The following is an 11487-nucleotide window of genomic DNA, read 5'->3' as shown; positions in this document are numbered from 1 at the left end:
GACGCACGGCTTAATCGAATGAATAAGGTGTAATCTTTTGAATCGTAAAATAAAAATAAAATATCGAAAAAATGTTTGCTAACTGGCGAAAGAAATCCGTCGAGCCTGCGGTCTCTTCTGACATGCTGAGCAAACAACGACGATACAACAGCCTAGTCAAGGCGCTGCACGCCGATATCTTCCGATATGCCTTTTGGTTATGCGGCGATAAGCAGGTGGCAGAGGATATAACCCAAGAAACCTTCTTGCGGGCATGGCGCTCTTTAGATTCCCTACAGGATGATAAAGCGGCGAAGGCTTGGCTGATCACGATTCTGAGGCGCGAAAATGCCCGTCGATTCGAGCGCAAACAATTCGATTACGCCGATGTCGAGCAAGAGAGTTTAGAAGATCACATCGCCTCCAGCACGGAAGAGCAAACTGAGCAATATTGGTTGAGGCGACAAATCGCTAAGCTGGATATTGAATATCGGGAACCCTTATTACTGCAATTGATTGGTGGTTTTAGTGGGGATGAAATCGCCCAACTATTGGAACTAAATCGTAATACCGTGATGACGCGGTTATTTCGGGCGAGGAACCAATTGAAAGAATTACTTGAGAAAACTGAGGTAAGAGGCCAATCCAATGGATGAGCTTAAATTTAGACGTCAAGCTTATGAAGATCCTCATAATCAAGATCCTGAGTTTGTTGCGCAAATGCAAGAAAGCGCAGAAAACCAAGCATTTGTTGCTGAGCTTAAACGCTTAGATACCAAACTTATCAATGCTTTAAAAGTGGATGTGCCTGAGGATCTCGCAGATAAACTCATTCTGCGCCAACAACTACAGCAGCACCATAAGCAGCGCCGTCAAACGGGCTTTTTAGTCGCCATGGCCGCGTCCATTGCCTTTATTGTAGGGATCAGCTTTAGTTTATTGCGCTTAGGCCCAGTAGATTTAGCCGAGCATGCCTTAGCCCATGTTTACCATGAAGGTGTGGCCTTGCAGGTGGATCAGAATGTCGATTTTACCCAAGTAAATGCGCAATTAGCCTCGATGAATAATCTAGGAAACGCTAAATTTACTGAGCAGCCCGGTAAGGTCTACTACACCTCTTACTGCGATTTTCAAGGGGTTAAGAGTCTGCATTTAGTGCTTCAAGCTGAAAAAGGCAAAGTCACTCTGTTTATTGTGCCGATTGAAAAACGCATGGTGCTGGACAACACCTTTGCCGACGGTAAATACCAAGGTATGGGCTTTGAGGCCGGTGATGCATACATTTTGCTTGTGGGTGAAGATAAGACCGACCTTAGCTTCGTAAAAGACGAAATCAAGAACACCTTTATCTAACCTATTAATATCAAATCCTTTCTTATACCGACCTCCGATCTTTTCTCATGCTAGGAGGTCGGATTTCGATCACATCTTTATCTACTAATGGGTTCTTGCTCAAACATCTGGTAGCATGCTTGCCACTTTTAATAATAACAAGATGGGACAAAGACAATATGACGATTGAAACCCCGATTTTAATCACATTTGTTGGCTATTTAGTATTGATGATGGGCATAGGATTTTGGGCTTACCGTGCCACCGATACTGTTGATGATTATATTTTAGGTGGCCGTAAAATGGGCCCCGGCGTAACCGCGCTCAGCGTGGGTGCCTCCGATATGTCAGGCTGGTTACTCTTAGGTTTACCTGGCGCCGTTTACTTAGGCGGCTTAGGCGAAGCCTGGATTGGCATTGGCTTAGTGGTCGGAGCTTGGCTTAACTGGTTGTTTGTGGCTAAACGTCTGCGCATTTACACCCAATTAGCGGACAACGCCCTCACCCTGCCCGACTTCTTCGAGAAACGTTTTCACGATAAACAGGGCTACCTCAAACTCGTCTCTGCGGTAACGATTCTGGTGTTCTTCACCTTCTATGCATCCTCAGGCATGGTGGGCGGCGCCATTTTGTTCGAAAAAGTCTTCGGCTTAGATTACAACGTTGCCTTAGTAATAGGTTCGGCCATCATTGTTGGTTACACCTTTATTGGCGGCTTTTTTGCCGTGAGTTGGACCGACTTTTTCCAAGGCTGCTTAATGCTGATAGCCTTGCTGATCATTCCCTTTGCAGTGTTTTCTCACCCTGAGAGCCATGCGGGGATTGAGTCTATCGACCCAGCTATGTTGGCACTTATCAGCGACAAAACTACTGTGATCGGTCTGCTATCACTACTCGCATGGGGACTGGGTTACTTCGGTCAACCGCATATTTTGTCGCGCTTTATGGCCATTGGCAGCGCCGAGGCATTACCACTTTCTCGCCGTATCGCCATGAGCTGGATGATTTTATCCCTCATGGGCGCCTTAGCTACTGGTTTGGCAGGTTCACTGTATTTTGCTAATCAACCGTTAGCCAATGCCGAAACCGTGTTTATTCATTTAGCGCAAGCCGCCTTTAATCCTTGGATTGGCGGATTACTGATCGCTGCAATTCTGTCGGCCATCATGAGTACCATTGATTCACAGTTATTAGTGTGTTCAAGCGTCATCACCGAAGACTTTTATCGCAAATGGTTGCGCCCTCAAGCCGACGATCGCGAGCTGATGATGGTAGGTCGTATGGGTGTACTGGCCATTGCTGTGATTGCGGGCATCATCGCCTTGAATCCTGAAAGCAGTGTATTGAGTCTTGTAAGCTATGCGTGGGCAGGTTTTGGCGCTGCCTTCGGTCCAGTGGTGCTCCTTTCACTCTTCTGGAAGCAATACAGCCGTAACGGTGCAATTGCGACCATTATTGTCGGCGCATTAACCGTGGTGATATGGAAGCAGCTCAGTGGTGGCATTTTCGACCTATACGAAATCTTACCAGGATTTGTGTTCGCTATTATCACAGGGGTTGTTGTGAGCAAGATGTCTCGCCCAGCAGAAGCGATCACCGCAGAATTTGAGCAGTTTAAATCCTCGTTGTAACAGCAGAAATTATTTCTGAGAAGGTAAAAAGCGTACAAGTGTACGCTTTTTACAATTTGTATAATTTAATTAACCTTTCGCCCATTACAAATAATTAACCTTAATTAAAACCCTCGCCTTAAATAAAAACCATAGATACCAAGTATCTGGCCAGACCATTCACTCATCCTAAAGTACGATCACGTTTTAATTAACTGTTATTTAACAATTTTTACATCTGGTCGGACTTGTTGAGGTTACACACAATCCCTAACATGCCGAAGATTATAAAAGGATTTGCGCGTTGTTCCGGCGACTAGGACCGAACAAAATCCAATACCAAAATAATGAGAGAATAATAATGAAATCATTCAACAAGACGCTGCTTGCTGTTGCCGTTGCACTGGCGAGCTCACAAACTTTCGCTTCGGGTTTCCAATTAAACAGCCAATCAGCCACAGGTATGGGCCGTGCTTTTGCTGGTGACGCAGTCATCGCCGATAACGCTTCTGTGTTATCGCGTAACCCAGCAGCGATGGCATTATTCGATAAAGATGCAATCTCTTTTGGCCTAACCTATGCCGATATTACTGTTGACGTTAAAGACGTGAACTTTGCAGGTGGCGCCTATGACTTAGGCAGCATCGACGATGCGGGTAGCTCTAAAGTTATCCCGAACATTTTCTACATTCACCCAATTGACGATAAGTTAGCCGTAGGTTTTGCTGCATTCTCTAACTTCGGCACAGGTACCGATGCCAGCTCACTTTCGAAGAATTTGCCGGCAGGCTCACCAGCACCTTATGACCTACTTGGTGAAACTGAAGTCACTACAGTTAACTTCAACGCCAGCGTGTCATACCGCATCAACGATATGTTCAGTATCGGTGCGGGTCTGGATGCCGTCTACGGCGAAGGCCGCTTAACCCGCAATATGGGCACTACGCCTCTGGTTGACGTAGACGCTGACGGTTGGGCGTTTGGCGGTATCGTGGGTGCTACTGTTGAATTAGATAAAGATAACCGTTTCGGTATCAGCTACCGTTTCAGCCCAACGGTTAACGTTAAAGGCGACATCAATACTATCACCACTAAAGATTTATCTGCTGTTGGTTTAGGTTCAAAAACGATGCTCGCTACAAGCTTTGATAGCTTAGATGTACCGTTAGCGGATATTTTCCAAGTTGCAGGCTTCCATCAGATCACGCCTAAGTTTGCACTGCACTACACTGCGCAGTACACCCAATGGGGCAACTTTGATCAAATCACTGCCAAAGATGGCGTTGCCACTATCATGCCAGGCCAAACGGGTGCGGGTACTCAACTGCAAGCTGGTGATGTCGCACTGAAAGAATACCAATGGAAAGATTCATGGTTATTCAGCTTAGGTGGTACTTACACCATTAACGAACAATTCACCGTTCGTGCGGGTTACATGCATGACCAAGGCGTTGTGGACGAAATCAGCTCAATTTCATTCCCAGACTCTGACCGTAACTGGTACACAGCGGGTATGAGCTACCACATCAACCCACAAAACACCCTTGATTTCGGTATCGCGTACATTAAAGGTGAAGAAGTTCACCTGATCGAAAACAGTGCTATCACAGGCCCTGTTAACGCCGTAACCGAATCAAAAGGTATGTACTACTCAGTACAGTACAGCTACCAGTTCTAAGCTCTCATCCTCAAAAAAGCCGCAATTTTGCGGCTTTTTTGTATCTTACGAATTTATTGCCTAAAGTTAATTCATCTTCCACTCACAATGTCACCCTTATGGCAAAAGTCATTGGACTTGGTGGTATTTTCTTTAAAAGCACCGATCCTGTTGCATTAGCAACTTGGTATAAAACTCATCTACACATTCCCATTGAAAATTGGGGCGGCGCGGCTTTTTATCATAATGATAAACCCACACCCGGTTACCATGTATGGACTCCATTCGACCATAACACCAACTATTTTGCACCAACTGATAAAACCTTTATGTTCAATTTCATTGTCGATGATCTAGAGCAAGCACTCATTCAAATCACTCAAGGTGGTGGCGAACAGATTGGGGAGATTGAAGACTCTGAATTTGGTCGTTTCGGTTGGTTTATCGATCCCGATGGCAATAAAGTGGAATTATGGCAGCCAAGCCCAATACCACCAGCCAACTAAGTTGTTCTTAGTATGCGACTTTTGCAACAACAGATTTTCAATCCTGTATGGCAGCTGAGCATTTAGTATTAAGCGCTGCGCTTTTCATTTTTACCTATGCACAAAACCGAATAATTGCAGTAAGGTAGCCTAAGGAATCCCATCGAGAGCATCTGTTATGCAAAAAAATTATCTACTCTCCGCATTATTACTTGGCGGTTTTTTATGTGCTGGTATGGTCTATCTTGGTCAAAGTGCCAGCTCAGCATTATTAGAGATGAAAGCCTTAGAGCGCACAGTCACGGTTAAAGGCTTGGCCGAAAAAGAAGTCAAAGCCAATATCGCTATCTGGCCGATTAACTTCACCGAAGTCGACAACAATCTGCCTAAACTCTATGAAACAGTGCAGCAAAAAACCGACAGAGTGGTCGCCTTCCTTAAAGAACGTGGATTTAGCGACAGTGAGATTACGGTGTCATTGCCATCCATTGAAGATCGTCAAGCCCAAGGCTATGTCGACCCCAATGTAAGGTATCGTTACTCGGCTAAGATTAATCTCTCCGTCTATACCTCGCAAATTGACTTAATGCTAAGTACACGTAAGCAGATGATTAATTTAGTTAAAGAAGGCATTGCTATCGCCAGCCAAGACTATGAGAATCGCACTGAGTTTTTATTTACGGCACTCAATGATGTCAAACCCACCATGGTGCAGGAAGCGACGCAAAATGCGCGAGAAGTAGCCGAAAAGTTTGCCAAGGACTCACAATCTCGCCTTGGCAAGATTAAGAGTGCCAGCCAAGGCCAGTTTACGATTTCCGATCGTGACAGCAGCACGCCTTATATAAAACAAATTCGCATTGTTTCAACTCTGACCTATTATTTAAACGACTGATATTTAAGCCGCTCTGATTGCGGCTTAAAAATGATGACGATGGCGATTGATGTAAGGGAAGATTCATTCGCCTTTTCCCCTATATTAGTAAAATCGATTACATTAATTTTTTCTAATAAATATTGATTGCCTATTGAAACCAACTCCATTAGAATTTACTCATGAATTATTTTTGGGATGATTTAGTATGGCTGCAATCTCACGTACTCTGTTCACATTATTAGCATTTTCTGCCTTCACAGCGCAGGCATCTTCTTTAGAAACCCTCGAAGTAATAAGCAAACCCTACGCGAATTGGGTGACTTTAGATGCCAATATTGAGGCTGTAAAAGCGGCAACTGTATCAGCACAAACCTCAGGGCGAATTGTTAAGCTCAACTACGATGTCAATGATGTCGTACCTGAAGGTGCGGCCTTACTCGAGATCACCAGTAAAGAGCAAGGCGCTGAACTGGCAAGCTATGAGGCCGATCTCGCCAAAGCCACCGCGCTAAACGTAGAGGCGCAGGCCCAATATAAACGCTATAAAGAACTCTTCCCCCAAGGCGCGATTTCGAAAGGCGCTATGGATGAAGCGACCGCCAATGCCAAGGCCGCCGAACAAGCCGTGAGTGCGGCTAAGGCCCGAGTTATCAAGGCAACTGAGTCGCTTAAATATACTGTAGTATCGGCCCCATTTAGCGGGATTGTTACCGAGCGTTTAGTTGAGTTGGGTGAAACCGTGAGTGTCGGTCAACCGCTACTGTCCGGTTTTTCACCCAGCCAAATGCGCGCCATCACCCAAGTGCCGCAGCGCTATATTCAACAGCTAAAAAGTGCCCCCGAATTTATAGTCCGCTTAAATGATGGTCGTGAAATCCTCTCTAAGGATCTCACCATCTTTAGTTTTGCCGATCCCGTTAGCCATAGCTATCAAGTGCGGATTAACCTGCCAAAAGATGAACACAACTTGCAACCCGGAACTTGGGCCAAGGCACTATTTAAAAATGGCGAGCGAGAAAAAATCCAACTACCGACTTCAGCGCTAATCACCATGAATGAACTCAGTAGCGTTTACCTGAAAAAAGGTGAGCAATTTGTGCTTACTCAGGTACGAGTATCAGAACCTGTCAATGGTGAAGTAGAAATACTCGCAGGACTTAAATCCGGAGATATTATCGCCATGGATGCTTACCAAGTGTTGCTTGAGCAAAAGCAATAAATTCCCTAGCGATATCAATTTGATGAGGTTGTTGAATGAAACACGCTACTGAATCTTCGACGTCACTTGGCATTTCGGGTCGAATTGCGGCGGCCTTCCAAAACAGTGCCATCACGCCACTGCTGGCGCTGTTAGGCTTGTTGCTCGGCTTATTTGCCATTTTAGTGACCCCCAAGGAAGAAGAACCGCAGATTGACGTCACTTTTGCCGACGTCTTTATCCCTTTCCCCGGCGCGACCCCGACCGAAGTTGAAAACTTAGTCACCCTGCCCGCTGAGCAAGTTATTTCCGAAATCAAAGGGATAGACACGCTCTATTCTTTCTCGCAGCCCGATGGCGCCATGATCATTGTGATCTTTAAGGTCGGCGTGACCCGAAACGATGCCATTGTGAGTCTTTACAACCAGATTTATTCCAATATGGATAAACTGCCTCAGGGCGCGGGCGTTGGTGAACCATTAATTAAACCACGCGGTATTGATGATGTGCCTATTGTTAGCCTGACTTTATGGTCCAAGGATAAACAGGTATCGGCTGAACAACTCACCCATGTGGCACAAGGTTTAGAAACCGAAATCAAGCGTATCCCTGGTACGCGGGAAATATACACCGTTGGCCAACATGAAATAGTGGCAAATGTACGTATCGATCCCGCCAAAATGAATAGCTTTAATCTCACCTACGACAAGTTGAGACAGAGCCTGAATGACAATAATCACATCTCGATGCCTGCATCTTTAGTGCAAGGTAATCAAGAGATTAAGGTTCAGGCAGGTCAGTTTTTACAATCTATCGATGATGTAAAACAGCTCGTGGTGAGTATTTCACAAGATAAACAGGGTAAACCCATCCCCGTTTATTTGGCTGACATTGCCGACATCAGTTTAAAGAGTGATATTCCCACTCAAAGCGTTTGGCATAGTGACAAGACAGATATTTACCCCGCAGTGACCATAGCCATTGGTAAGCAGCCAGGGCAAAACGCCGTTGATATTGCCGATGCGACGCTTGCACGCATTGCTAAGGTCAAGAATGTGTTGATCCCCAACAATGTCGAAGTGACTGTTTCGCGCAACTATGGTGAGACGGCGGCGGATAAATCGAACACCCTTATTCTTAAGCTGATTTTTGCCACCAGCGCCGTTGTCGTATTGGTATTTTTAACCATGGGTGCCCGCGAATCACTGGTGGTCGGTGTCGCCATTATTATCACCTTGGCGATCACCCTGTTCGCCTCCTGGGCGTGGGGATTTACCCTTAACCGCGTTTCACTCTTCGCGCTGATTTTCTCCATCGGGATCTTGGTCGACGATGCCATTGTGGTGGTGGAGAATATCCACCGGCACATGGCGCTCGGTAAAAAATCCTTTAGCGAACTCATCCCCGTTGCGGTCGATGAAGTCGGCGGCCCAACAATTCTCGCCACCTTTACGGTTATCGCCGCCCTGCTACCCATGGCATTTGTGTCGGGATTAATGGGCCCTTATATGAGCCCCATTCCCATCAACGCCAGTATGGGCATGCTGATTTCGCTTGTGGTCGCCTTTATGGTGACCCCATGGCTGAGTCGTAAGTTGCTCAAACAGCACAGCGGCTCGGCGACTGATACCGCACACAGCAGTGATGCCGATGCTCAGATGAACGAGAGCAAAATGGTGCGCCTGTTTACCCGTTTAATCGGTCCCTTCCTGCTGGGTAAAGGTGCCCGTAAAGCACGGATTGGCCTCGCTGCCGGAGTCTTTGTACTCATCGGTATCGCCGTGGCGCTGCCTGTGGGTCAGCTCGTGGTGTTAAAGATGCTGCCCTTCGATAATAAATCCGAGTTCCAAGTCATGGTGGATATGCCTGAAGGCACGCCTGTGGAACAAACCCAGCGGGTACTTCAGGATTTAAGTCGCTACCTTGCCACTGTGCCCGAGGTGGAACATTTGCAGCTGTATGCCGGCACCAATGCGCCAATGAACTTTAACGGCTTAGTGCGCCACTATTTTCTGCGTCACAGCCAAGAGCTTGGCGATATTCAGGTCAATCTAGTCGATAAAAAGCATCGCAAACGCGACAGTCACAGCATTGCGCTGGCGGTACGTGAAGAATTGCAGCATATCGGCGCTAAATATCAGGCCAATGTGAAAGTCGTCGAAGTACCACCTGGCCCGCCAGTCTGGTCGCCGATTGTGGCCGAAGTCTATGGTCCAAGTCCTGCGATTCGCGAACAAGCAGCCTATGATCTGCAGGCACTTTTCCGTGAAACAAAAGATGTGGTCGATATTGATATCTTCTTGCCCGCAGCGCAGCAAAAATGGCAGGTGATGATCGACCGCTCTAAAGCTAGCCTGATGGCGGTGCCCTATAGCAATATCGTTGATTTAATTGCGACTTCCGTTGGCGGCAAGGATGTGAGCTATTTGCATATCGCCCAGCAAAAACAACCCGTGCCTATCCGCCTGCAACTGCAAGAAGGGGCCAAAATCGATTTAGAGCAAGTGCTGAATATGAAGCTACAGAGTCAAACGGGCCAATCTGTGCCCGTGTCTGAGCTGGTGACCATCAAGCGCGGTAACATCGATGCCCCTATCATCCATAAGAATATGATCCCTATGGTGATGGTGGTTGCCGATATGGCAGGTCCGCTCGACAGTCCGCTCTATGGCATGTTCGACATGGCGGGCAAAATCGACGGCGAAGGTGGCTTAGGTTTCGATCAGCATTATATCCACCAACCAACCGGGCTAGACTCAGTCGCCGTGCTCTGGGACGGGGAATGGAAGATCACCTATGAAACCTTCAGAGATATGGGCATTGCCTATGCGGTGGGCATGATTGCAATTTACTTATTGGTCGTCGCCCAATTTAGATCCTATCTAGTGCCGCTTATCATTATGGCGCCAATCCCTCTGACAGTAATTGGAGTCATGCCTGGGCATGCCCTACTCGGTGCGCAATTTACCGCGACGTCGATGATAGGCATGATTGCCTTGGCGGGGATTATTGTCCGTAACTCAATATTATTAGTGGATTTTATCAATCAGGAAACCGCTTCAGGCGTTCCCTTTGAGCGGGCTGTAATTCACTCGGGCGCCGTGCGGGCAAAACCCATTATGCTGACCGCTTTGGCGGCCATGATAGGCGCCCTATTTATTCTGGATGACCCGATATTCAATGGGCTTGCGATCAGTCTGATTTTTGGGATTTTCATCTCAACACTACTAACGCTAATCGTTATCCCAGTGCTTTACTACGCGGCGATGAAAAATCGCATAAACTTAATTCAAACAAACGACTAACCCACAATAGGCAGCTATTGTGCTGCCGCTAGGAGCAAGATATGTCACTCGAACGCAGCATTATGGCTTTTGCCGGATTTATGGTGTTACTGTCTTTGGTATTAACCGCTTTTGTACACCATAACTTTATGTGGTTAACGGCCTTCGTTGGCGCTAACCTATTCCAAAGCGCTTTTACGGGTTTTTGCCCCGCAGCTATGGTGTTACGCAAGTTAGGCGTGAAATCCGAGGCTGAAATCGCAAGACAGGGTTAATGCACAATTGCAAAGGAGAAAGTCAGTGTTCAACCAGCTACTGTATCGTAGTAAGAGCTTACTCGGGGTCGCTCTCTTGAGTCTATCATCACTCGCCTTAGTACCCAGCGCGGCAAGTGCCGCCGATCAAGAACCCAAAGTCGCATGGGCGAAAATCGCTGCTGGCGCTATGGTATTAGACGTGAGAACGCCTGAGGAATTTGCCGCAGGTCATTTAGCCAATGCGGTTAATATTCCCTTTGAGCAAGTCGCAACAGAATTTGCGAAACGCGGTATTGCCAAAGATGCCCCGGTGGTCTTGTATTGCCGCAGCGGCAGGCGCAGTAGTATCGCGACCGAAGCACTCGTTGCTGCAGGTTATACTCAAACCTATAACGGTGGCGGTTATCAAACTTTAGCGGGTACTCAACCGAAAACGGAGTAAGTCACTCATTTACTTTCACCCCAAAAGCGCCATTTGGCGCTTTTGGATTTTACCTTCGTCATTTCTCCCGCCGCTATTCAGCCCATTTATTATTCTATTCCTTGCCCAAATAAGCCAATAAATTGGCAAATGCCAAACCCTCGACGCCAAAATTCAATAAAATCGCATAATCAATCACTTGAGCAAAATTCATCACTCAAATAAAACTAACACTTAATATTTTTAAAATATGTAATTCCAAAAAAATATAAGCATATTTTTCAGAATTTTATATCAAAACCATTCTTTATTAACACTTAAAAATAGCTTAAAGATTCGCTTTTCCTTATTCACCTTTTCCACATAAAAAAACATAAATAGTTAAAA

At 46.3% G+C, this 11487-nt stretch carries 10 protein-coding genes; all 10 read left to right on the top strand.

Going from position 1 to position 11487, the window contains the following annotated elements:
* Nucleotides 1-71: 71 nt before the first annotated feature.
* The 10 genes from SHD_RS13800 (at nucleotide 72) to SHD_RS13755 (ending at nucleotide 11121) form a co-directional block, all read left to right on the top strand.
* Nucleotides 72-635 carry a sigma-70 family RNA polymerase sigma factor gene (locus SHD_RS13800; protein WP_023267683.1) on the top strand — a complete coding sequence of 188 codons (564 nt, stop codon included), beginning with the start codon at nucleotides 72-74 and terminating at the stop codon, nucleotides 633-635.
* The gene (locus SHD_RS13795) at nucleotides 628-1332 is read left to right on the top strand and encodes a DUF3379 domain-containing protein (RefSeq protein ID WP_023267682.1); all 705 of its coding nucleotides are present in this window, start codon (nucleotides 628-630) and stop codon (nucleotides 1330-1332) included. The genes SHD_RS13800 and SHD_RS13795 overlap by 8 nt, the downstream gene beginning before the upstream one ends.
* A gap of 158 nt (nucleotides 1333-1490) precedes the next feature.
* Nucleotides 1491-2942, top strand: a complete 1452-nt coding sequence (putP, locus tag SHD_RS13790; protein WP_023267681.1) for a sodium/proline symporter PutP — start codon at nucleotides 1491-1493, stop codon at nucleotides 2940-2942.
* Between the two features lie 340 nt (nucleotides 2943-3282).
* Complete coding sequence (locus tag SHD_RS13785; protein WP_023267680.1) at nucleotides 3283-4599, top strand: OmpP1/FadL family transporter; 1317 nt, start codon at nucleotides 3283-3285, stop codon at nucleotides 4597-4599.
* Between the two features lie 98 nt (nucleotides 4600-4697).
* Nucleotides 4698-5084: a VOC family protein gene (locus SHD_RS13780; RefSeq protein WP_023267679.1), complete on the top strand. Its 387-nt coding sequence runs from the start codon at nucleotides 4698-4700 to the stop codon at nucleotides 5082-5084.
* Nucleotides 5085-5241: 157 nt separating this feature from the next.
* Complete coding sequence (locus tag SHD_RS13775; RefSeq protein ID WP_023267678.1) at nucleotides 5242-5958, top strand: SIMPL domain-containing protein; 717 nt, start codon at nucleotides 5242-5244, stop codon at nucleotides 5956-5958.
* 187 nt (nucleotides 5959-6145) lie between these two features.
* Entirely contained in the window at nucleotides 6146-7159 is a 1014-nt protein-coding gene (locus tag SHD_RS13770) for an efflux RND transporter periplasmic adaptor subunit (protein ID WP_023267676.1), read from the top strand.
* Between the two features lie 35 nt (nucleotides 7160-7194).
* The gene (locus SHD_RS13765; protein ID WP_023267675.1) at nucleotides 7195-10443 is read left to right on the top strand and encodes an efflux RND transporter permease subunit; all 3249 of its coding nucleotides are present in this window, start codon (nucleotides 7195-7197) and stop codon (nucleotides 10441-10443) included.
* Between the two features lie 41 nt (nucleotides 10444-10484).
* Nucleotides 10485-10697, top strand: coding sequence for a YgaP family membrane protein (locus tag SHD_RS13760; protein ID WP_023267674.1), 213 nt, complete (start codon nucleotides 10485-10487; stop codon nucleotides 10695-10697).
* Nucleotides 10698-10722: 25 nt separating this feature from the next.
* Nucleotides 10723-11121 carry a rhodanese-like domain-containing protein gene (locus SHD_RS13755; RefSeq protein WP_039978418.1) on the top strand — a complete coding sequence of 133 codons (399 nt, stop codon included), beginning with the start codon at nucleotides 10723-10725 and terminating at the stop codon, nucleotides 11119-11121.
* Nucleotides 11122-11487: the final 366 nt, after the last annotated feature.

Source organism: Shewanella decolorationis S12 (assembly GCF_000485795.1).
Taxonomy (GTDB): Bacteria; Pseudomonadota; Gammaproteobacteria; order Enterobacterales; family Shewanellaceae; genus Shewanella; species Shewanella decolorationis.
This window is presented reverse-complemented; position numbering and strand designations above follow the sequence as displayed.